Annotated in this window: 19 protein-coding genes and 1 pseudogene; 8 read left to right on the forward strand and 12 right to left on the reverse strand. The window is 70.3% G+C overall.

What is annotated here, in order from left to right; genetic code table 11:
* Positions 1-67 precede the first annotated feature (67 nt).
* From M2165_RS04485 to apbC, 8 genes and pseudogenes are all read right to left on the reverse strand, one after another.
* Positions 68-859, reverse strand: a complete 792-nt coding sequence (locus M2165_RS04485; protein ID WP_280813480.1) for an ATP-binding cassette domain-containing protein — start codon at positions 857-859, stop codon at positions 68-70.
* The gene (gene modA / locus M2165_RS04490; RefSeq protein ID WP_280813481.1) at positions 856-1,605 is read right to left on the reverse strand and encodes a molybdate ABC transporter substrate-binding protein; all 750 of its coding nucleotides are present in this window, start codon (positions 1,603-1,605) and stop codon (positions 856-858) included. Before modA ends, M2165_RS04485 begins: the two co-directional genes overlap by 4 nt.
* A 28-nt stretch (positions 1,606-1,633) precedes the next feature.
* Positions 1,634-2,317 (reverse strand): molybdate ABC transporter permease subunit, encoded by a 684-nt coding sequence (gene modB, locus M2165_RS04495; RefSeq protein WP_280813482.1) that lies wholly within the window; start codon positions 2,315-2,317, stop codon positions 1,634-1,636.
* A gap of 125 nt (positions 2,318-2,442) precedes the next feature.
* Positions 2,443-2,790, reverse strand: coding sequence for a LysR family transcriptional regulator (locus tag M2165_RS04500; protein ID WP_280813484.1), 348 nt, complete (start codon positions 2,788-2,790; stop codon positions 2,443-2,445).
* Positions 2,791-2,869: 79 nt separating this feature from the next.
* On the reverse strand, positions 2,870-5,743 hold the full coding sequence (gene fdhF, locus M2165_RS04505) for a formate dehydrogenase subunit alpha (protein ID WP_280813485.1): 2,874 nt from the start codon (positions 5,741-5,743) through the stop codon (positions 2,870-2,872).
* Positions 5,740-7,489: pseudogene (locus M2165_RS04510) on the reverse strand (NAD(P)H-dependent oxidoreductase subunit E). The gene fdhF and the pseudogene M2165_RS04510 overlap by 4 nt, the downstream one beginning before the upstream one ends.
* A gap of 262 nt (positions 7,490-7,751) precedes the next feature.
* Positions 7,752-8,696, reverse strand: a complete 945-nt coding sequence (locus tag M2165_RS04515; protein ID WP_280813486.1) for a LysR substrate-binding domain-containing protein — start codon at positions 8,694-8,696, stop codon at positions 7,752-7,754.
* 13 nt (positions 8,697-8,709) lie between these two features.
* Positions 8,710-9,801, reverse strand: a complete 1,092-nt coding sequence (gene apbC, locus M2165_RS04520) for an iron-sulfur cluster carrier protein ApbC (protein WP_280813487.1) — start codon at positions 9,799-9,801, stop codon at positions 8,710-8,712.
* Between the two features lie 84 nt (positions 9,802-9,885).
* Here apbC and M2165_RS04525 point away from each other — a divergent pair, with 84 nt between their 5' ends.
* On the forward strand, positions 9,886-11,088 hold the full coding sequence (locus M2165_RS04525; RefSeq protein ID WP_280813488.1) for a patatin-like phospholipase family protein: 1,203 nt from the start codon (positions 9,886-9,888) through the stop codon (positions 11,086-11,088).
* Here M2165_RS04525 and M2165_RS04530 read toward each other — a convergent pair.
* The 3 genes from M2165_RS04530 to M2165_RS04540 are packed head-to-tail and all read right to left on the reverse strand — an operon-like array spanning position 11,085 to position 13,567.
* Complete coding sequence (locus M2165_RS04530) at positions 11,085-11,750, reverse strand: YceH family protein (RefSeq protein ID WP_280813489.1); 666 nt, start codon at positions 11,748-11,750, stop codon at positions 11,085-11,087. The genes M2165_RS04525 and M2165_RS04530 overlap by 4 nt on opposite strands.
* A gap of 31 nt (positions 11,751-11,781) precedes the next feature.
* On the reverse strand, positions 11,782-12,510 hold the full coding sequence (locus M2165_RS04535; RefSeq protein ID WP_280813490.1) for a phosphodiester glycosidase family protein: 729 nt from the start codon (positions 12,508-12,510) through the stop codon (positions 11,782-11,784).
* A 25-nt stretch (positions 12,511-12,535) separates the two neighbouring features.
* Complete coding sequence (locus tag M2165_RS04540) at positions 12,536-13,567, reverse strand: isocitrate/isopropylmalate family dehydrogenase (protein WP_280813491.1); 1,032 nt, start codon at positions 13,565-13,567, stop codon at positions 12,536-12,538.
* Positions 13,568-13,791: 224 nt separating this feature from the next.
* Between M2165_RS04540 and metG the strand changes: the two genes are divergently transcribed.
* Genes metG through M2165_RS04555 form a run of 3 tightly spaced genes read left to right on the forward strand, consistent with a single transcriptional unit; the run spans position 13,792 to position 17,845 of the window.
* Positions 13,792-15,891, forward strand: coding sequence for a methionine--tRNA ligase (gene metG, locus M2165_RS04545; protein WP_280813492.1), 2,100 nt, complete (start codon positions 13,792-13,794; stop codon positions 15,889-15,891).
* Between the two features lie 19 nt (positions 15,892-15,910).
* The gene (locus tag M2165_RS04550) at positions 15,911-16,120 is read left to right on the forward strand and encodes a hypothetical protein (protein ID WP_280813493.1); all 210 of its coding nucleotides are present in this window, start codon (positions 15,911-15,913) and stop codon (positions 16,118-16,120) included.
* A gap of 48 nt (positions 16,121-16,168) precedes the next feature.
* The gene (locus M2165_RS04555; protein ID WP_280813494.1) at positions 16,169-17,845 is read left to right on the forward strand and encodes a SulP family inorganic anion transporter; all 1,677 of its coding nucleotides are present in this window, start codon (positions 16,169-16,171) and stop codon (positions 17,843-17,845) included.
* Between the two features lie 4 nt (positions 17,846-17,849).
* Here M2165_RS04555 and M2165_RS04560 read toward each other — a convergent pair whose 3' ends face one another.
* On the reverse strand, positions 17,850-18,371 hold the full coding sequence (locus M2165_RS04560; RefSeq protein WP_280813495.1) for an outer membrane protein assembly factor BamE: 522 nt from the start codon (positions 18,369-18,371) through the stop codon (positions 17,850-17,852).
* 42 nt (positions 18,372-18,413) lie between these two features.
* Here M2165_RS04560 and M2165_RS04565 point away from each other — a divergent pair, with 42 nt between their 5' ends.
* The 4 genes from M2165_RS04565 (at position 18,414) to panB (ending at position 22,099) form a co-directional block, all read left to right on the forward strand.
* Positions 18,414-18,620 (forward strand): DUF3460 family protein, encoded by a 207-nt coding sequence (locus M2165_RS04565; RefSeq protein WP_280813496.1) that lies wholly within the window; start codon positions 18,414-18,416, stop codon positions 18,618-18,620.
* Positions 18,621-18,688: 68 nt separating this feature from the next.
* Positions 18,689-19,528 (forward strand): ScpA family protein, encoded by an 840-nt coding sequence (locus tag M2165_RS04570; protein WP_280813497.1) that lies wholly within the window; start codon positions 18,689-18,691, stop codon positions 19,526-19,528.
* A complete protein-coding gene (gene nadB, locus M2165_RS04575) occupies positions 19,500-21,134 on the forward strand; it encodes an L-aspartate oxidase (protein WP_280813498.1) in 1,635 nt (544 codons plus the stop codon). The genes M2165_RS04570 and nadB overlap by 29 nt, the downstream gene beginning before the upstream one ends.
* 71 nt (positions 21,135-21,205) lie before the next feature.
* Positions 21,206-22,099 (forward strand): 3-methyl-2-oxobutanoate hydroxymethyltransferase, encoded by an 894-nt coding sequence (panB, locus tag M2165_RS04580; protein ID WP_280813499.1) that lies wholly within the window; start codon positions 21,206-21,208, stop codon positions 22,097-22,099.
* The last annotated feature ends 11 nt before the right edge of the window (positions 22,100-22,110 follow it).

Below are 22,110 nucleotides of genomic sequence, written 5' to 3' on the forward strand. Positions count from 1 at the left end.
CCGAACGCAGAGGGCGCGAAGGTTGCGCGAAGGACGCGAAAGAAGGCAAGAAAAGTGGACCTGCGGGTCAAGCGCCCACCGGTTGCCGCATCAACAGGTCGCGCAGCCTGCGCTGCAGCGGCGTGGCCTCGGTGGCCGGGACGCGGCCGGCTTCGCGCAGCGCCAGGTCGCGGCTTTCGGCGCTGTGCAGGTCGATTTCGCGCACGACCTGCCCCTGGTCGTAGACGAAGGCGACGTCGGCCAGGGCCAGCACGTCGTCGATGTCGTGCGTGATCATCAGCACCGGAATGCCCCACTGCCTGCGCACTTGCGCGAGTTCGTAGCGCAGCTCGCTGCGCAGCATCGGATTGAGCGCCGCAAAGGGCTCGTCGAGCAGCAGCAGCTGCGGCTCGCAGGCCAGCGCGCGCGCGAGCGCGACGCGCTGCCGCTGGCCGCCCGAGAGCTTGGCCGGCCGGCTGTCGGCGAGCGCCGCGAGGCCGAAGCCGTCGAGCAGCGCCTGCACCCGCTCGGCGTCCCGGGCCGGCAGGCGGCGCCGGTGCCAGGCGGTCAGGCCGAAGGCGACGTTCTCGCGCACCGACAGATGCGGAAACAGCGCGTAGTCCTGGAACAGGTAGCCGACGCGCCGCGCCGGGGCCGGCACGTCGATGCCGCGCGCCGCATCGTAGAGCGTGCGGCCGTCGATGCGCACATGCCCGGACGAGGGGCGCAAGAGCCCCGCGATGGCCTGCAGCGTGAGCGTCTTGCCCGCGCCCGATGGTCCGTAGAGTGCGGCGAAGGGCACGTCGGTCGCGAAGCGCGCCGCCAGGTCGAACCGGCGCGCGCCGTCGGTGACCGTGAGCTGCAGGTCGACGTCGATCATGGCCGTGCGAAGCCGTGGCGCGCGAGCACTGCCTGCGCGGGTGGCGTGAAGAGGAACTGCACGAACTCGGCGGCCAGCGCCTTCTGCCGGCTGTCGGCCACCACCGCGACGGGGTAGGTCACCGGCGCATGCCCCGTGGGCGTGAAGGCGACCCTCACCTTGTCGCCGGCCGCGGCCGCGTCGGTGCGGTAGACGAAACCGGCCTCGACCTCGCCGCGGCTCACGTAGTCGAGCACCTGCCGCACGCTGTCGGCCTGCACGAACCTGGGTTCGAGCGCGGTCCAGAGGCCGGCGTTGTCGAGCACCTGGCGCGTGTAGCGGCCCACCGGCACGGTCGCGACCTTGCCGATCGCGATCCGCCGGACGCGGGCGCCGGCCAGGTCCTGCAGGCTCTTCAGGCCCAGCGCCTCCTGCGCCGGCTCGACCAGCACGAGGCTGTTGGCGGCGAAGTCGCGGCGCGTGGCGACGTCGACCAGCTTCTGCTCGGCGCCGCGGTTCATCGTCTCCTGGTCGGCACTCGCGAACACGTCCACCGGCGCGCCCTGCGCGATCTGCTGCAGCAGCACGCCCGAGGCCGCGAAGTTGAAGCGCACCGTGGCGCCCGGGCGCGCGGCCTCGAACCGCGGCCCGAGTTCCTTGAAGGCATCCGTCAGGCTGGCAGCGGCGGAGACCGTGATCTGCTGCGCGGAAGCGCCCAGGGGCAGCGCGAACGCCAGGGCAAGAAGCGAGACAAGCAGCGGGCGCATGCAGGTTTCCAGTCGTGATGAATCGGGCTCAGCGCAGCGAGAAGAAGCGGTTCGACAGCACCAGCACCGTGATCGACAGCAGCGAGGTCACGGCCACCAGCAGCAGCGCCAGGTCGTCATGCCCGGCCTGCACCGCGTCGTAGATCGCCATCGAGAGCGTCTGCGTCTGGCCCGGGATGGAGCCCGCCACCATCAGCGAGGCGCCGAACTCGCCCATGGCGCGCGCGAACGCGAGCAGCGTGCCGGCCAGGATGCCGGGCCAGGCCAGCGGCAGGGTGACGCGCAGGAACACCGAGAACGGCGACTGGCGCAGCGTGCTGGCGGCGTCCTCCAGCGCGCGGTCCACGCTCGCGAAGGCGGCGCTGGCCGACTTGAGCACCAGCGGCAGCGCCACCACGGCCGAGGCCACCACCGCGCCGTGCCAGCTGAAGATGAGCGTGTAGTCGAAGTGCGTGCGCAGCCAGTGGCCGAGCGGGCTGCGGCGCCCGGCGGCGACCAGGATCGCATAGCCGATCACGGTCGGCGGCAGCACCAGCGGCAGCATGAACACCGCCTCGAGCACCGTCCGTCCCGGAAAGCGCTTGCGCGCGAACACCCAGCCCAGCGCCACGCCGGCCACGAGCGCGAGCAGCGTCGCGGCCGTGGCCACCTTGAGCGACAGCACCAGGGGGAACCAGTCGGTCGCGGCGATGAGCGATGTCGTCGTATTCATGGCGATACAGCGGCATTGTTGCACAACGACCTGCTGCCTTCCGCGGCAGGCGGGCTTCGGTATGGCTGGGCAACGCCGATATCCCGCGGAATACAGCGCGGGGCAGGTTCAGGATGCGCGCGGGATCAGGGCGCCAGAAGCCGCGTGAGCGCGCGCACGTCGGCCGCCGTCGCGAGGCGTGCGGCGTTCTCGATCGCGCGGTAGTGCTTGACGATTTCCTCGCCGACCGGCGTCAGCGCGGTGCCGCCGCCGCGCGTGCCGCCGGCCGCGGTGTTCACCGCGGGCGAGGCGAGCGCCTTGTTCATCTCGTCGATCAGGAGCCAGGCGCGCCGGTACGACATGCCGAGCTGGCGCGCGGCCGCCGAGATCGAGCCGGTTTCCGCCACCGCCTCCAGCACGGCGATCTTGCCGGGGCCGATGGCGATGCTGTCGTCCCGGTAGATGCGCAGGCGGAACTGGACTCTGGTTTTCATGCCGTGGGGTGAGCGGTGCAGGAGAAGGAAGACGGGCGCAAAGGTTAAACCATGCGCCCGGCCTCCCCGCCGACCGGCGTCAGCCCACCGCCGCCGGCACGGCCGCGCCGGTGCCGTACCCGGCCGCCGCCATGGGCCGGCCGCCGCGCGTGATGCGCACCGCGCAGTACTTGAACTCGGGGATCTTGCCGAGCGGATCGAGCGCCGCGTTGGTCATCAGGTTGGCCGCCGCCTCGTAGTAGGCGAAGGGCACGAACACCGCGCCGCTCGGCGTGCCGTCGTCGCGCCGCACGTGGATCGCCACTTCGCCGCGGCGCGACTGGACGGTGATCACGTCGCCGGCCTCGAGGCCGAGCTTCTGCAGGTCGCCCTGGTTCATCGAGGCGGTGGCCATCGGCTCCAGCGCATCGAGCACGCTGGCGCGCCGCGTCATGCTGCCGGTGTGCCAGTGCTCGAGCTGGCGGCCGGTGATGAGCACGAAGGGATAGTCGGCATCGGGCCGCTCGTCGGCCGGAATGATGTCGGCGGGCACCAGCTTCACGCGGCCGTCGGCGGTCGGGAAGTCGTCGACGAACACGATCGGCTGGCCCGGGTCTTCCTCGCTCAGGCAGGGGTAGGTCACGCTCGAATCGCGCTGCAGCCGCTCCCAGCTGATTCCGCTGATGACCGCATGCATCGCCTGGCGCATTTCCTCGTAGACCGCGGCCACGCCGGCTTCCTCGCCCTCGTAGTTCCACTGCAGGCCCATGCCGCGGGCGATCTGCTGGATGATCCAGAGGTCGGGCCGCGCATCGCCGGGCGGGTTGAGCGCGCGCTGGCCGAGCTGCACCATGCGGTCGGTGTTGCTCACGGTGCCGGTCTTCTCGGGCCAGGCGCTGGCGGGCAGCACCACGTCGGCGAGCCAGGCGGTCTCGGTCATGAAGATGTCCTGCACCACTAGGTGTTCCAGGCTCGCGAGCGCATGGCGCGCATGGTTCAGGTCGGGGTCGCTCATGGCCGGGTTCTCGCCCATGATGTACATGCCGCGCACCTTGTGCGGATCGCTGTCGGGCGCGAGCGCCTTGTGCATGATCTCGACCACGGTGTAGCCCGGCGTCGCATCGAGCGGCGTGTCCCAGAACTTCTCGAACCAGGCATGCGCCGCCGGGTTGTCCACGCGCTGGTAGTTGGGGAACATCATCGGGATCAGCCCCGCGTCGCTCGCGCCCTGCACGTTGTTCTGGCCGCGCAGCGGATGCAGGCCCGAGCCCGGCTTGCCGATCTGGCCGGTCACGGTGGCGAGCGCGATCAGGCAGCGCGCGTTGTCGGTGCCGTGCACGTGCTGGCTCACGCCCATGCCCCAGAGGATCATCGCGCCGCGCGCGGTGGCGAAGGCGCGCGCCACCTCGCGCAGCGTCGCGGCCGGCACGCCGCAGATCGGCGCCATCGCCTCGGGGCTGTAGCCCTTCACGTTCTCGCGCAGCGCCTCGAAGTTGCTGGCGCGGGTGCGTACGAAGTCCTGGTCGACCAGCCCCTCGTCGATCACCGCGTGGATCAGCGCGTTGAGCATGGCCACGTCGGTGTCGGCCTTGAACTGCAGCGTGCGCCAGGCATGGCGGCTGATGTCGGTGCGCCGCGGGTCGGCCAGCACGATCTTCGCGCCGCGCTTGGCGGCGTTCTTCATCCAGGTCGCGGCCACCGGGTGGTTGGCCGTGGGGTTGGAGCCGATCACGAAGATCAGCTCGGCATGTTCCACGTCGTTGACCTGGTTGCTCACCGCGCCCGAGCCCACGCCTTCGAGCAGCGCCGCCACGCTGGAGGCATGGCACAGGCGCGTGCAGTGGTCGATGTTGTTGCTGCCGAAGCCGGTGCGCACCAGCTTCTGGAACAGGTAGGCCTCCTCGTTGCTGCCCTTGGCCGAGCCGAAGCCCGCGAGCGACTTCGGGCCATGGGTGTCGCGCAGGGCCGAGAGCGTGCCCGTGGTGAGCGCGAGCGCCTCTTCCCAGGTGGCTTCGCGGAACACCTCGCTCCAGTCGTCGGGGCGCGGCGCGTCGCCGAAGTCCTTGGGCATGCCGGGCTTGCGGATCAGCGGCTTGGTCAGGCGCTGCGGATGGTGCGCGTAGTCGAAGCCGAAGCGGCCCTTGACGCAGAGCCGGTCGTGGTTGGCCGGGCCGTCGCGGCCGTCGACGCTGACGATCTTCTCGTCCTTGACGTTGTAGGTGATCAGGCAGCCCACGCCGCAGAACGGGCAGACCGAATCGACCTTGCGGTCGACCTGCTGCGGGCCGATGTGGCTCTTGGGCATCAGCGCGCCCGTAGGGCAGGCCTGCACGCATTCGCCGCAGGCCACGCAGGTGCTGTCGCCCATCGGGTCGTCGAGGTCGAACACGATCTTGCTGTCGCCGCCGCGCAGCGCATAGCCGATGACGTCGTTGACCTGTTCCTCGCGGCAGGCGCGCACGCAGCGGTTGCACTGGATGCAGGCGTCGAGGTTGACCGCCATTGCGGGATGCGAGACGTCGGCCTTCGGCTGCTCGCGGCGCAGCGACTTGAGTTCGGGCCGCACCGCGATGTCGAGCCTGTGGGCCCATTCGCTGAGCTCGCCGTGCTGCCGGGTGGCGTCGTCGCCGATCCACTTGTAGCCCTGGTCGGGCATGTCCGACAGCAGCATCTCGACCACCATCTTCTGGCTCTTGAGTGCGCGTTCGCTGGTGGCCTGCACTTCCATGCCGGCCGTCACGTTGCGGCAGCAGCTGGGCGCGAGCACGCGCTCGCCCTTGATCTCGACCACGCAGGCGCGGCAGTTGCCGTCGGCGCGGTAACCGTCCTGGTAGCAAAGGTGCGGAATCTCGACACCGTGGCGCTCGGCCGCCTTGTAGATGGTCTCGCCATCGAAGGCCTGGATGGCCTTGCCGTCGAGCGTGAATTCGATGGTCTGCGGCATCAGCTCCGCGAGCTTCGACGGGGCGTTCATGCCACCTCCTCCGGGAAATATTGCTGGATGCAGCGGATGGGATTCGGGGCGGCCTGACCCAGGCCGCAGATCGACGCATCGCCCATCACCTGGGCCAGGTCCTCGAGCGTCGCGCTGTCCCACACCGGCGCCTGCATCAGCGCCGCGGCCTTGCCGGTGCCGACGCGGCAGGGCGTGCACTGGCCGCAGCTCTCGTGCTCGAAGAAGCGCATCACGTTGAGCGCCGCGTCGCGTGCGCGATCGTGCTGGCTCAGCACCATCACCGCGGCCGAGCCGATGAAGCAGCCATGGGGGCTGCAGCGTGTCGAAATCGAGCGGAATGTCGTTCATGCGCGCGGGCAGGATGCCGCCCGAGGCGCCGCCGGGCAGGTAGGCGTAGAGCGTGTGGCCCTCCAGCATGCCGCCGCAGTACTCGTCGATCAGCTCCTGCACCGTGATGCCCGCGGGCGCGAGCTTGACGCCCGGGTGCTTCACACGGCCGCTCACGCTGAAGCTGCGCAGGCCCTTGCGGCCATGGCGGCCGAAGCCGCTGAACCAGGCCGCGCCCTTCTGGACGATGTCGCGCACCCAGTAGAGGGTCTCGAAGTTGTGCTCCAGCGTGGGCCGCCCGAACAGGCCCACCTGCGCGATGTAGGGCGGGCGCATGCGCGGTTCGCCGCGCTTGCCCTCGATGCTCTCGATCATGGCCGACTCTTCGCCGCAGATGTAGGCGCCCGCGCCGCGGCGCAGCTCGATGTGCGGCAGCGCGCAGGGCGGATCGGCCTGCAGCCGGGCCAGTTCGGCCGCAAGCAGCGCGCGGCAGTCGTGGTATTCGTCGCGCAGGTAGATGTAGCACTGCGCGATGCCGACCACCTGCGCGGCGACCAGCAGGCCCTCGAGGAAGCGGTGCGGATCGCGCTCGAGGTAGGTGCGGTCCTTGAAGGTGCCGGGCTCGCCCTCGTCGATGTTGACCGCCATCACGCGCGGCGCCGGCTGGTCGCGCACGATGCGCCACTTGCGGCCGGCCGGAAAGCCCGCGCCGCCGAGGCCGCGCAGGCCCGAGTCTTCCATCGCCTTGACCACGGCCTCGGCGTCCTGCGCGCCGTTCGCGAGCGCCGCGGCGAGCGCGTAGCCGCCGTGCGCGCGGTAGGTGGCGTAGTCGGTGAAGGCCGGCATGCGCTCGACCGCATCGGGCGGCGGCGAGATGCTCTTTTCGGCGAACGACGCCGCGTCGAAGTAGGCCACCAGCGGTTCGCCGCCGGGCGTGGCCTTGAAGGCCTGGAGCACCTTGTCGGCGGTCGCGAGCGGCACGGGCAGTTGGTCGATCACCACCGCCGGCGCCTGTTCGCAGCGGCCGACGCAGGGCGCGGCGATCACGCGCACCTCGCCGCTTTCGGCGCCGAGCAGCGCCGGCAGGCGCGCCAGCAGGTCCTTCGCGCCAGCGAGTTCGCAGGCCAGGCCGTCGCAGACGCGCACGGTGAGGCCGGGCGCCGCGTCGTCGCCGCGCACCACCTCGAAGTGGTGGTAGAAGGTCGCGACCTCGTAGACCTCGGCCATCGGAATGTTCATCTCGCGCGCCAGCGCCACCAGGTGGCGGTCGTGCAGGCAGCGGTAGGCGTCGTTGAGCTTGTGCAGGTGCTCGATGAGCAGGTCGCGCCGGTGCCCCTCGGCCGGGCGGGCGCCGATCAGCGCGCGCACCTCGAGCAGCGCCGTCTCCTCGGGCTGGCGGCCCTTGAGCTTGCTCTTGCGGCGGATGCGCTCGCGCATCTCGTCGGCGGTCGCGAGCGGCACGATGGTGTGCGTGCTGCCGGCCGTGTTTGTCTCGCGGGTCGTGGCTGGGTGGTTGTTCACTGCCTGGGCCTTTTTTCTCGAAGTCTGGCGAAAGCCCCCTTCGGCAAATGCTTTCATAGGGGTCGGCCGAGTGTGTGGGCCGCCCCGGGGCGCGTCAAATTCGATCGGAACATCGATCGATTCAATAACTAAATGGGAATGGATCGCCGGCCGGCCGGCGGCGGCCGCGGCCGGAGGACTACTCGCCGAGCGCGCCGCTGTGCAGCCGTACCTGCTCGCGCCAGGCTGGCGTCTGCAGGAACACCAGCGCGGCATCGAGGGCGCGCGAGGGCCGCACGCCGGTCTGGGTCATGAAGCCCAGCGGCGTCTTCACCTCGGGACCGACGAGCGGCAGCGCCTCGAGTTCGCGGTAGCTGCGCACCGCCGCCACCATCGAGCCCGGCAGCACGCTGCTGACGGTGCCCGCGAGCACCGCCAGGGCCAGCGTCAGCACCGAATTGGTCTCGATCGCCGGCGCCAGCGCCACGCCGGCCTCGCGCAGCGCCTGGTCGATGATCGAGCGGTTGTGCATGTCGGGCGTGAGCAGGCACAGCGGCAGCCGGCCGGCCTCGGCCCAGCTCAGCGGCTTGCCGATGCGCAGCTGGTCGTCCGACGGCCGCGCCGCGCGCCGCAGCAGGTAGTAGTGCTCCACGCTCTGCGGCCAGGCGGTGAGCTTGATGCCCGGCAGGTGCATGCGCTCGATGTAGCCGAGCGCGAGGTCGATCGAGAGGCTTTCGAGCCCCGTCTCGAGTTCCTGCGAGCTCATCGACAGCACCGCCGGCACGATGCCCGGATGCAGCTCGTGCAGCATGGCCGCGAAGCGCGAGAGCATCGGGATGGCCGTGGGCACGGCCGCCATGCGCAGCCGGCCGCGCGGATGGCCCTCCTCGCTGCGCAGCTCCTGCTGCAGCACCTCGTTGTCGCGCAGCATGCGCTGCGCGGTCGCGAGCACGCGTTCGCCCTCGTGCGTCAGGCCCACGTACACGCGGGCACGCTTGACGATCACCACGCCGAACTCGGCCTCGAGCGAGCGCAGCGCGTTCGACAGCGCCGGCTGCGTGATGTGGCAGGCCTGCGCCGCGCGGCCGAAATGCTTGTGCTCGCTGAGCGCGACCAGGTAGCGCATCGACGCGAGGAGGTTCACGGGCGTGCGGGGCTCAGGTGTTCTTGCTGATCGAGATGGTGGGGAACTTCGCCGAGAAGTCCTTGGCCTTCTCGGCGATGCCCACCGCCACCCGGCGCGCGATGTCCTTGTAGATGCCGGCCACGGTGCCGTCGGGATCGGCCACCACCGTCGGCTTGCCGCTGTCGGCCTGCAGCCGGATCTGCATGTCGAGCGGCAGCGCGCCCAGGTACGGCATCTGGTACTGCTCGGCCATCTTCTTCCCGCCCTCGGCGCCGAAGATGTGCTCGGCATGGCCGCAGTTCGAGCAGACGTGCACCGCCATGTTCTCGACGATGCCGAGGATCGGCACGCCGACCTTCTCGAACATCTTGATGCCCTTCTTCGCATCGAGCAGCGCGATGTCCTGCGGCGTGGTCACGATCACCGCGCCGGTCATCGGCACCCGCTGCGAGAGCGTGAGCTGGATGTCGCCGGTGCCGGGCGGCATGTCGACGATCAGGTAGTCCAGGTCCTTCCAGTTCGTCTGGCGCAGCAGCTGCTCGAGCGCCTGCGTGGCCATCGGACCGCGCCAGATCATCGCCTCGTCGGCATCGACCAGGAAGCCGATCGACATCACCTGCACGCCGTGGTTCTCGAGCGGCTCCATGGTCTTGCCGTCCTCGCTCTCGGGACGGCCCTCGATGCCGAGCATCATCGGCTGGCTCGGGCCGTAGATGTCGGCGTCGAGCAGGCCGACCGCCGCGCCCTCGGCCGCGAGCGCGAGCGCCAGGTTGGCGGCCGTGGTGCTCTTGCCGACGCCGCCCTTGCCCGAGGCCACCGCGATGATGTTGCGCACGTTGGGCATCAGCTGCACGCCGCGCTGCACCGCATGGCTGATGACCTTGGTGTGGATGTTGACCGACACGTTCTCCACGCCCGGCACGGTCTTGGCGGCCGCGACCAGCGCCTTGCGGATCGCCGCATGCTGGCTCTTCGCCGGATAGCCGAGTTCGAGGTCGAACGAGACGTCGCCCTCGGAGATCTGAAGGTTGCGGACCGAACGGGTCGCGGTGAAGTTCTTGCCTGTGTTGGGATCGGCGACGGCCTTGAGCGCGTCCATGATCCCGTCCTGGGTGAGTGCCATTGATCTAGCTCCTGAATGGCGGGTAGTCTAGTGGCTCGCCCCGGGGCCCATGCGTGGCCCCCCGAACAACCACAACGACGACCCATGTCCCACCCTCCTGCCGCCACCGGCCTGCTGCTGACCGGCGGCGGCGCCCGGGCCGCCTACCAGGTCGGCGTGCTCGAAGCCATCGCCGGGCTCCGGCGCGCCGCGGGCTTCGCGGGCCGGGCCAATCCCTTTCCCGTGATCACCGGCACCTCGGCCGGCGCGATCAACGCCGCCGCGCTGGCCTGCGGCGCCGACGATTTCGACGGCATCGTCGCGCGCATCGCCGAGGTCTGGCGCGACTTCCGCGCGGAACAGGTCTACCGGGCCGATGCGCTCTCGGTGCTCGGCAGCGGCGCGCGCTGGCGCATGTGGCTCGGGCTCGGCCGCTTCGCCGCCAACTGGGCGCGGCTGAGGCCGCGCTCGCTGCTCGACAACGCGCCGCTGGCCGAGCTGCTGGCGCGCCTGGTGCCGCTCGAGCGCCTGCCGGGGCTGATGCGGCAGGGCCACCTGCAGGCGCTCGCGGTCACGGCCTCGAGCTACAGCTCGGGCCAGCACGTGACCTTCTTCGACGCCGCCGTGCCGATGGAGCCCTGGGTGCGCTCGCAGCGCCTCGCGGTGGCGGGCCCGATCAGCCATGCGCACCTGCTGGCCTCGTCGGCCATTCCCTTCGTGTTCCCGGCCACGGCGCTGCCGATGCAGGGGCACACCGAATACTTCGGCGACGGCTCGATGCGCCAATCGGCGCCGATCGCCGCGGCCATCCACCTGGGCGCCACGCGCATCCTGGTGATCGGCGCCGGCCGCATGCACGAGCCGCGCGAGGCCGACGCGCCCAACACCTACAGCGGCTATCCCACGACGGCGCAGATCGCGGGGCATGCGCTGTCGAGCATTTTCCTCGACGCGCTCGCGGTCGACATCGAGCGGCTGCGCCGCATCAACCACACGCTCGGCCTGATTCCCGAGCACAGCCGCGGCGCGAGCACGCTGCGGCCGATCGAGCTGCTGGTGATCTCGCCCTCCCAACGGCTCGACGCGATCGCCGCGCGCCACGCGGGCGCGCTGCCGGGCGCCGTGCGCCACCTGCTCGGCGGCAGCGCCAAGGCCGCGGCCGAAACCGAGGTCAAGGGCGCCGCGCTCGCGAGCTACCTGCTGTTCGAGGCCGACTACACGCGCGAGCTGATGGCCCTGGGCCGCGCCGACACGCTGCGGCAGCGCGAGGAGGTGCTGCGCTTTTTCGGGTGGGAGGCGGCGGCCTAGGAAATGCCGAGCTCGGTGCAGACGCGCCCGAGCAGTGCCTTGAGGGCGGCCACCTCCGCTTCGAGCCGTGCCACGTTCGCCTTGAGCGCCGCCACTTCGCCCAGTGGATCGGCGTGGTCGGCGCGCGGCGCATCGGAAGGACCGGCGGCCTCCTCGGCCGGCGCACCGCTCAGCAGATGCGCCCAGCGGCTCTCGCGCGCACCCGGCAGCCGCGCGAGCTTGACGACCAGCGGCCCGGCGGGACGTTCGGCGAGTTCGTCGAGAAAGCCCTCCACCGAGGAGATGTCGGCGAAGTTGTGCATGCGGTCGCAGGCGATGCGCAGTTCGCCCGGGGTCTGCGGGCCGCGCAGCATCAGCACGGTGAGCAGGGCCACCGACTGCGAGGGCACGCGCAGCACGCGGTCGATGTTGTGCTCGTAGCGGAAGGCCCGGCCGCCGCTGGTCTCGGCCACCAGGCTGTAGCCCTTGAGGCTCTCGAGCGCGGCCTGCACCTGCGCCTCGGTGAGCTCGAGCACCGGGTTGCGGCTGGTCTTCTGGTTGCAGCCCGAGAGCAGCGAATTGAGCGTCAACGGGTAGCTGTCGGGCACGGTCTTCTGCTTTTCGGCCAGCACGCCGAGCACGCGGGTTTCGATGAGCGAGAGGATCGGAAGCGAAGGAGTCATGGTTCGATGAGAGGGGTCGTTCGGTCGCCGCTCAGGGCAGCGCCACGCCGAGTATCGGCCCGAGTTCGCGCCGGAAGTCGCTGCGCCCGAGCGCGCGCGAATGCAGCGCCGAGACGGTGCCGTCGAGATAGAGCGCGTCGCGGCAATGCAGCACGTCGCGGAAATGGAGCGCGAATTCGTGGAAGCTCACCGGCTCCTCGCTGATCACGAACAGCGCCTTGTCGCCCGCGATGCCCACGCCGTTGCGGATCTTGCGCGAGTCCGAGCCGGGGATGAAGCGCGGATGCACCACCCCGCGGCGCAGCAGCAGCGGCCCCGACTGGGTGGCGAGCCGCACCCGCTCGCGCTGCGCGAGCGCCGGGTACTCCGAGGATTCGACGACGCGCGCGCCGGCCTCCGTCACCGCGAACACGCCGTTGGGCTGGAGGAAGAAATTGCCCGCGCCGGCGTCCAGGTTGAGCGGCGCGAGCTCGCGCCCTTCCTGCACCAGCAGGCCCACGGGCGAGAAATCCGCGTGGTACATGCCGGCGTTCACCGCGAAGACGAGCTGCCGGCCCTGCCCCGCGAGCCAGGCCTCGAGGCGGTCGAAGCGATGGAACGGGGCGCCCGTCCGGTCGCGCAGGAAGAGTTCGAGCCGATCGGTCCGCGGGTCGATCTCGACCACCGTGTAGCGCGGATCGGCCGCCGTCGCGACGCCGGCTGCGGCGACCGCGAGCCCGACCGCGCACGAGAGGGCGAGCAGGCGCAGCAGCTTCTTCATCGTGGCCCCGCCGCGCAGCAGCGCTTCAGCCGTTGCGGATGCGGCTCACCAGCGCCTTGGTGAAGGCCTCGGTGTTGGCGCTGCCGCCCAGGTCGCCGGTGCGCACCTTGTCGATGTTGAGCGTGTCGTCGATCGCCTGGCGCAGGCGCGTGGCGAGTTCGGGCCGCCGCACGTGGTCGAGCATCAGCGCGCCCGCGAGCAGCAGCGCGATCGGGTTGGCGATGCCCTTGCCCGCGATGTCGGGCGCCGAGCCGTGCACCGCCTCGAAGATCGCCGCGTCGGCACCGATGTTGGCGCCCGGCGCCATGCCCAGGCCGCCCACCAGGCCGGCCACCAGGTCCGACAGGATGTCGCCGAACAGGTTGGTGGTCACCAGCATGTCGAACTGCCAGGGGTTGAGCACCAGCTTCATCGCGCAGGCGTCGACGATGATGGTGTCGAGTTCGAATTTGCCCTTGTACTTCTTCTCGTACAGGTCGAGGCCGGTTTCGAGGAACAGGCCGGTCAGCACCTTCATGATGTTGGCCTTGTGCACCAGCGTGACCTTCTTGCGGCCGGTGGCGATCGCGGTCTCGAAGGCGTATTCGAGCAGCCGCAGGCAGCCCTGGCGCGTGTTGATGCCGGTGGCCATGCCCACCGCGTGCGGGTCGCCGTCGATGCGCACGTAGTGCTCGTGGCCGATGTAGAGGCCCTCGAGGTTCTCGCGCACGACCATCAGGTCGACCTTGTCGAAGCGCCCGCCCGGGATGATGGTGCGCGCCGGCCGCAGGTTGGCGTAGAGCTGGAATTCCTCGCGCAGCCGCACGTTCGACGAGCGGTACCCGCCGCCCGAGGGCGTCTCGAGCGGCCCCTTGAGCGCGAGCCGGGTGCGGCGGATGCTGTCGAGCGTGGCCTGCGGCAGCGGATCGCCCGAGGCCTTGACGCCGCCGAGGCCGGCGATCTGGCGGTCCCATTCGAAGGGCGCGGCCAGCGCGTCGAAGGCGGCCAGCGTGGCGTCGACGATTTCGGGGCCGATGCCATCGCCGGGGATCAGGGTTGCGGGAATGGGGGTGGTCATCGGAAAAACTCGCTTTCTTTCGGTGGATCTCTTCGCCGGGTCGGTAACGGGCCTGCGGCGTTGGCGAAACGCGCGGGGGTCGAGCATACGTCGCGCCGGAGACACCCCGGCGCTTTTCGGGTCACTCCGCACCCGGCCCGATCGGCCCGCGGCGGCAGAACCGGAGGCAGCCACCTAAAATGGCCGGTTCTCCCCGTCCGTCACACCCGAAAGCGCCCTCCCCGATGTCCGCCCCGCGCAAGCTCTTCGTCACCACCGCCCTGCCATATGCCAACGGCAAGTTCCATATCGGCCACATGATGGAGTACATCCAGGCCGACATCTGGGTGCGGAACCAGCGGATGAACGGCGCCGAGGTCAACTTCGTCTGCGCCGACGACGCGCACGGCGCGGCCATCACCATCGCGGCCGACAAGGCCGGCGTGACGCCGCAGGCCTTCGTGGCCGAGATCGCGGCCGGCCGCAAGCCCTACCTCGACGGCTACCACATCTCCTTCGACAACTGGCATTCGACCGACGCGCCCGAGAACCACCAGCTCGCGCAGGACATCTACCGCGACCTGCGCAAGAACGGCCTGATCAGCACCAAGAGCGTGGAGCAGTTCTACGACCCCGAGAAGGGCATGTTCCTGGCCGACCGCTTCATCAAGGGCGAATGCCCGAACTGTCATTCGAAGGACCAGTACGGCGACAACTGCGAGGTCTGCGGCGCGGTCTACGCGCCCACCGAGCTGATCAACCCCTACTCGGCGCTCTCGGGCGCCAAGCCCGAGCTGCGCAGTTCCGAGCACTTCTTCTTCAAGCTCTCCGACCCGCGCTGCGAGGCCTTCCTGAAGGAATGGACCGCCGCGCCGGGCCACGTGCAGAGCGAGGTGCAGAACAAGATCCGCGAGTGGCTCTACAAGGACGACGAGGGCAAGGGCGGCCTCGGCGACTGGGACATCAGCCGCGACGCGCCCTACTTCGGCATCGAGATCCCCGACGCGCCGGGCAAGTACTTCTACGTCTGGCTCGACGCGCCCGTGGGCTACCTGGCCTCGCTCAAGAACCTGCTCGACAAGCGCTGCATCGAGCTCGGCGGCGACGGCATCTCCTACACCGAGTACATGGCCGACCCCGACCTGGAGCAGGTGCACTTCATCGGCAAGGACATCATCACCTTCCATACCCTCTTCTGGCCCGCGATGCTGCACTTCAGCGGCCGCAAGGCGCCCGACGCGGTGTACGTGCACGGCCACCTGACGGTCAGCGGCGAGAAGATGAGCAAGAGCCGCGGCACCGGCATCGACCCGCTCAAGTACCTCTCGCTCGGGCTCGATCCCGAATGGCTGCGCTACTACATCGCGGCCAAGCTCAACGGCCGCAACGAGGACATCGACTTCAACCCCGAGGACTTCGTCGCGCGCGTCAACAGCGACCTGGTGGGCAAGTACATCAACATCGCGAGCCGCGCGGCCGGCTTCATCGGCAAGCGCTTCGGCGGCCGGCTCGGCGAGATCTCGGCCGACGGCGACGCGCTGCTGTTCGCGCTGCGCGACGCGGCTTCGCAGCTGCATTCGCTCTACGACGGCCGCGACTACGCGCGCGCGCTGCGCGAGGTGATGGCGCTGGCCGACAAGGTGAACGAGTACGTCGACCAGAACAAGCCCTGGGAGCTGGCCAAGAAGGAAGGTCAGGAGGCGCGGCTGCACGACGTGTGCACGGTCTGCATCGAGGCCTTCCGCCTGCTCACGCTGTACCTCAAGCCGGTGCTGCCGGCGCTCGCGACCAAGGTCGAGGCCTTCCTCGGCATCGCGCCGCTGGCCTGGGCCGATGCGGCCGGCGCCCTGCCCGCGGGCCATGCGATCGGCGAGTACAAGCACCTGATGCAGCGTGCCGACGCCAAGATGGTCGACCAGCTGTTCGATGCGCCCGAGCCGGCCGCGGCCGCCGCGCCGGCTGCCGGAAGCGCCCAGGCGCTGCCCGGCGGCGAGGCGCTCGCGCCCACGATCACCATCGACGACTTCGCGAAGATCGACCTGCGCATCGCGAAGATCGTGGCCTGCGAGAAGGTCGAGGGCTCGACCAAGCTGCTGCGGCTCACGCTCGATGCCGGCGAGGCAAAGACCCGCAACGTGTTCAGCGGCATCGCCTCGGCCTACCAGCCCGAGCAGCTCGTGGGCAAGCTTACGGTGCTGGTCGCCAACCTCGCGCCGCGCAAGATGAAGTTCGGCCTCAGCGAAGGCATGGTGCTGGCCGCGAGCCATGCCGACGAGAAGGCGAACCCCGGCATCCACGTGCTCGAACCCTGGCCCGGCGCCACGCCCGGCATGCGGGTTCGCTGATCGGAAAAAGGAACGCACCATGCCCCGCCGCGCCCTCTCGTTGTTGCTGTTGTTGTCGACCACTGCCCTCGTCGGCGGCTGCGCCGTGGTCACGGTCGCGAGCACGGCCGTGAGCGTGGGCGCCGGCGCGGTCGGCCTGGCCGCCGATGCGGCGATCGGCACCGCGCGCATCACCGGCAAGGCGGTGGGCGCGGCGGCCGACGCGGTGATACCCGACAGCGACGAGTAGCGCCCAAGCCCGCGCCGCGCGCGGTGCGACACAATGGGGCGGCACGCCATGCACTCGCCCATGAACCTCACCCGTTTCCGCCCGCGCCTGCTGGACGCCATGGCGGGCTACGACCGGCAGCGCTTCTTCAAGGACGTCGGCGCGGGCGCCACCGTCGGCATCGTGGCGCTGCCGCTGGCCATGGCCTTCGCCATCGCCTCGGGGCTCAAGCCCGAGGCCGGCATCTGGACCGCGATCATCGCGGGCTTCCTGATCTCGCTGCTCGGCGGCTCGGCGGTGCAGATCGGCGGCCCGGCCGGCGCCTTCATCGTGATCGTCTACGGCATCGTCGAGCGCTACGGCGTCGCGAACCTGCTGATCGCCACCGCCTGCGCCGGCGTGCTGCTGTTCCTCGCCGGGCTGTCGGGGCTGGGCCGGCTGGTGCGCTTCGTGCCGCTGTCGATCGTGGTGGGCTTCACCAACGGCATCGCGGTGCTGATCCTGCTGTCGCAGCTCAAGGACCTGCTCGGGCTCACGGTCGAGAAGATGCCGGCCGACGTGTTCTCGCAACTGCATGCGATGGCGCTGCAGATCGGCACCTTCAATCCGTATGCCTTCGCGCTCGGCGTGGCCTGCGTGGCCGGGCTGATGGTCTGGCCGCTGCTGCTGAAGGACGGCTCGGGCGTGGGCCGCGCGGTGCTGCGCGTGGCGGGCCGCGTGGCGCGCGCGCGCCTGGTGCAGGCGGGCGGACGGCTGCCGGGGCCGATCGTCGCGCTGGTCACGCTCACGCTGGTGTCCTGGGGCTTCGCGCTGCCGGTGGAGACCATCGGCACGCGCTTCGGCGGCATTCCCGAGGGCGTGCCGGCGTTCGCGCTGCCCGACTTCTCGTGGAAGACGGTGAAGCAGCTCGTCACGCCCACGCTGACCATCGCGCTGCTCGGCGCGATCGAATCGCTGCTGTGCGCCCGCGTGGCCGACCAGCTGATCGACCCGCCGCGCCACGACCCGAACCAGGAACTGATGGCGCAGGGCATCGCGAACATGGTGACGCCCTTCTTCGGCGGCATGCCGGCGACCGGCACCATCGCGCGCACCGTGACCAACATCCGTTCCGGCGCCACCTCGCCGGTGGCGGGCATGGTGCATGCGCTCACGCTGGCGGTGGTGGTGCTGCTCGCGGCGCCGCTCGCGCGGCACGTGCCGCTCGCGGTGCTGGCGGGCATCCTGGTCTTCGTGGGCCTCAACATGGGTGAGTGGCGGGAGTTCACGCCGGGGCAATTGCGCCACTTCAGCCGCCATTACCGGCTGCTGATGCTCGGCACCTTCTTCCTGACGGTGGTGTTCGACCTCACGGTGGCGGTGCAGGCCGGCATCGTGCTGGCCTGCGCGCTGTTCATCCGGCGCATGAGCGGGCTGTTCAGCGTCGAGCTGGTCACGCTGCAGCCGCCGGTGCTGACCTACCGGCTCTACGGCGCGCTGTTCTTCGGTGCGGCGGCCCGGCTCGACGAGGCGATCCATGCGGCGGAGAACGCACCGCGCGGCATGACGCTGGTGCTCGACGCCACGCACCTGATCTACCTCGACGCGACGGGGGTGGACGCGCTGCGCCAGCTGCACCGCGCGGTGCTCGCGCGCGACGGGCTGCTGCGGCTCGAATCGCTGCAACCGCAGCCGCTGGAGGTGATCGTGCGCTCGGGCTTTGCGGAGGAGCTGACCAGCGGGCAGCCGCGCGAGGCGGAGCCCTGAGCGCTCAGGGCGCCTCGGTGCGCCGGTCGGGCGAGGAGCCGCTGCGCACCACGCGCTGGTCGTCGTTGAGCACCGCGGTGAAGACCATCGGCGAATTCGGCGGCTGCACCCAGCGCCATTCCCACTCGTACTCGCGCCGGAGCGCATAGGGCGTGACCTTCGCGGGCTTGCCGAGCAGCTTGCGCATGTCTTCCATCGCCATGCCGGGCTGGACTTTCGCGAAGTTCTCGGGCGTGAGCACCTGGCGCAGGGCGCTCATCTTCCCGTCGGGCCCGATGGTGATCATGTAGTTCTTCTGGCCCTGCGGCTGGCGGTTGTACTCGAACACGCGGCCGTTGCCGGGCGCATCCCAGATGTTCTCGGGCTCGCCGAAGCGCGCGCGCACGTCGGCCTCGGTCGAAACGCCCTCCTCCAGTTCGCCGATGCGCTGCGGATCGCAGCCCGCCAGCCCGGCGAGCGCCGCCGCCAGGAGGGTCGCCCGAAGTGCCGCCGCCGCGCCGGTCCGGCGCCCTTGTCCTTGCTTCATGCCATCCCCGGTAAAATTCGCGCTCCAAAGGTCCAGCAGTCTATGTCCATCTTCCGCCGCCCCCACTACACCTCCGAGATCACCAACTTCATCGAGGAGATGAAGGCCAAGAAGCCGACGCTCGAGGCCGAACAGCGCGCCGGACGCGCGCTGCTCTGGGACAAGCACCTCGACCGCAGCCTGCTCGAGGAATACCAGGAAGCACGCATCCCGCAGCAGCCCTACGTCTACCAGACGCGCGGCAAGTGATGGCGCGGCTCCGGCATCGCCTTTGCCGGTGCGCGTCTGACGCTACCTAATTGATAGCGCATGCCCCGATGAAGGACAACGAGGACGACAACGGCACGCTGGTGGCCGGCATGCCCGACGTGGTCGACCAGGTCGCGATCGCCCGCCTCTACGGCGAGCCCCTGTTCGCGATGCCGAAGGACCTGTACATCCCGCCGGAGGCGCTGCAGGTCTTCCTCGAGGCCTTCGAGGGCCCGCTGGACCTGCTGCTCTACCTGATCCGCAAGCAGAACTTCAACATCCTCGACATCCCGATGGCGGGGCTCACGCGGCAGTACCTGAGCTACGTCGACGAGATCCGCCAGACCAACCTCGAACTCGCGGCCGAGTACCTGCTGATGGCCGCGATGCTGATCGAGATCAAGTCGCGCATGCTGCTGCCGCCCAAGAAGGTGGCCGACGGCGAGGAGGCGGAAGATCCGCGCGCCGAGCTCGTGCGCCGCCTGCTCGAATACGAGCAGACCAAGCTGCAGGCCGCCGCGATCAGCGCGCTGCCGCAGTACGGGCGCGACTTCTGGAAGGGCCAGGTCTACATCGAGCAGTCGCTCAAGCCGCGCTTCCCGGACGTCAACGTGGTCGAGCTCCGCGATGCCTGGGCCGACATCATGAAGCGCGCCAAGCTCGTGCAGCACCACAAGATCTCGCGCGAGGAACTCAACGTGCGCGAGCACATGAGCATCGTGCTGCGCCACCTGCAGGGGCAGCGCTTCGTGGAGTTCGAGAAGCTGTTCGACGTCTCCCGCGGCGCGCCGGTGCTGATCGTCACCTTCATCGCGATGCTCGAACTGGCGAAGGAAACGCTGATCGACATCACGCAGGCCGAAGCCTTCGCGCCGATCTATGTCCGGCTGGCCTACTCGCCGGCCTGAAACCGCCGCACGAAGAACGCCTGCCGTGCGCGACTTCGACGTCCTCATCGTCGGCAGCGGCCTCGCCGGGCTCAGCGCGGCGCTGCTGCTCGCGCCCGCGCGGCGCGTGGCGGTGCTGACCAAGCGTGCACTCAACGACGGCTCCAGCGCCTGGGCGCAGGGCGGGATCGCGGCGGTGCTCGCCGCGGGCGACAGCTTCGATGCGCATGTGGAAGACACGCTGGTCGCCGGCGCGGGGCTGTGCGATCCCGCGGCCACGCGCCGGGTGGTCGAGCATGCGCCCGCGGCCATCCACTGGCTGCGCGAACTCGGCGTGCCCTTCTCGGAGGAGGACGGCGACCTGCATCTCACGCGCGAAGGCGGCCACAGCCAGCGCCGCATCGTCCACGTGACCGATGCCACCGGCGCGGCCGTGCAGCAGACGCTGATCGAGCGGGTGCGCGCCACGCCCGGGATCACGCTGTTCGAGCACCACACGCTGGTCGACCTGATCACCGGGCCGGCGCCCGGCCGCGGCAGGCCGGCCTGCCTCGGCCTCTACGCGCTCGACGACGCGAGCGGCGAGGTGCGGACCTTCCGCGCGCCGCACACCATCCTCGCGACCGGCGGCGCGGGCAAGGTGTACCTCTACACCACCAACCCCGACACCGCCACCGGCGACGGCATCGCCGCGGCCTGGCGCGCGGGCTGCCGGGTGTCGAACATGGAGTTCATCCAGTTCCACCCGACCTGCCTGCACCACCCGCATGCCAAGTCCTTCCTGATCAGCGAGGCGGTGCGCGGCGAGGGCGGGCTGCTGAAGCTGCCCGCATCGGCGGGCGGCACGCGCTTCATGCCCGACCATGACACGCGCGCCGAACTCGCGCCGCGCGACGTGGTCGCCCGCGCGATCGACTTCGAGATGAAGAAGCACGGGCTCGACTGCGTCTACTTGGACATCTCGCACCAGAGCCCCGCCTTCCTGCAGGCGCACTTTCCCAACATCCTCGCGCGCTGCGCCGCGCTGGGCATCGACATCACGCGCGAACCGATCCCGGTGGTGCCGGCGGCGCACTACACCTGCGGCGGCGTGCTCAGCGACCTGGGCGGGCGCACCGACGTCGAAGGCCTCTACGCCATCGGCGAGACGGCCTGCACCGGCCTGCACGGCGCCAACCGGCTGGCGAGCAATTCGCTCGTCGAATGCATGGTGTTCGCGCGCGCCGCGGCCGAGGCGATCGCCGCTGCGCCGGCGGCGGAACGCGCCGCGCTGCCGCCCTGGGATGCGAGCCGCGTGACCGACGCCGACGAGTCCGTGGTCATCTCGCACAACTGGGACGAGCTGCGCCGCTTCATGTGGGACTACGTCGGCATCGTGCGCACCAACAGGCGGCTGGAGCGCGCGAGCCGACGCATCGCGCTGCTGCAGGCCGAGATCGACGAGTTCTACGCGAACTTCCACGTCACGCGCGACCTGCTCGAACTGCGCAACCTGGTGCAGGTGGCCGAGCTGATCGTGCGCTCCGCGCAGGCCCGCCGCGAAAGCCGCGGCCTGCATTTCAGCCGCGACTATCCTTCGCTCGCCGAGCCCGCCGCACCCACGGTGCTGGTGCCGCCGGCCGACTGATCGACCCAACCGTCCCCGTTTTTTCAACCCAGGATGCCCGGCCACCGACGCCCGCAGGGAGAAACCCAACCATGTCGACCACCATGCCCGCAGACACGCCCCCGCCCGCCTCGCCCTACGGCACGCTGCCGCCCGCCTCCACGCCCGCCACGCGCAAGCCCGTGAGCCTGCCGCGCCTGGCCGACATGCATGCGCGCGGCGAGAAGATCGCGATGCTCACGGCCTATGACGCCACCTTCGCGGCCATGGCCGACCGCGCCGGCGTCGACTGCCTGCTGGTCGGCGATTCGCTCGGCATGGTCTGCCAGGGCCTCGCCAGCACGGTCGGCGTCAGCCTGGAGGCCATGCGCTACCACACCGACAGCGTCTCGCGCGGCCTGCGCCGCGTGCAGGGCACGGCCTGGCTGATCGCCGACCTGCCCTTCGGCAGCTACCAGCAGTCGCGCGAACAGGCGCTCGCGAGCGCCACGGTGCTGATGCAGGCCGGCGCCCACATGGTCAAGCTCGAGGGCGGCGGCTGGACCACCGAGACGGTGCGCTTCCTGGTCGAGCGCGGCATCCCGGTGTGCGCGCACCTGGGCCTCACGCCGCAGACCGTGCATGCGCTCGGCGGCTACCGCGTGCAGGGCAAGGGCGATGCGGCCGCCGCGCTGCTGAAGCAGCAGGCCCATGCGCTGCAGGATGCGGGCGCCGCGATGCTGGTGCTCGAGATGGTGCCGGCCGCGCTCTCGGCCGAGCTCACCGACGAACTGACGCACTGCGCCACCATCGGCATCGGCGCCGGCCGGTCCACCGCGGGACAGGTGCTGGTGTTGCACGACATGCTCGGCATGAACCTCGGCAAGATGCCGAAGTTCGTGCGCAACTTCATGGCCGAAGCGCCCGGCATCGCCGAGGCGATCGAGGCCTACGTGCGCGCCGTCAAGGACGGCAGCTTTCCCGACGACCAACGCCACGCCTGGTGAGAAAGAAGAGG

It is taken from the genome of Variovorax sp. TBS-050B (assembly GCF_029893635.1).
Taxonomy (GTDB): Bacteria; Pseudomonadota; Gammaproteobacteria; order Burkholderiales; family Burkholderiaceae_C; genus Variovorax.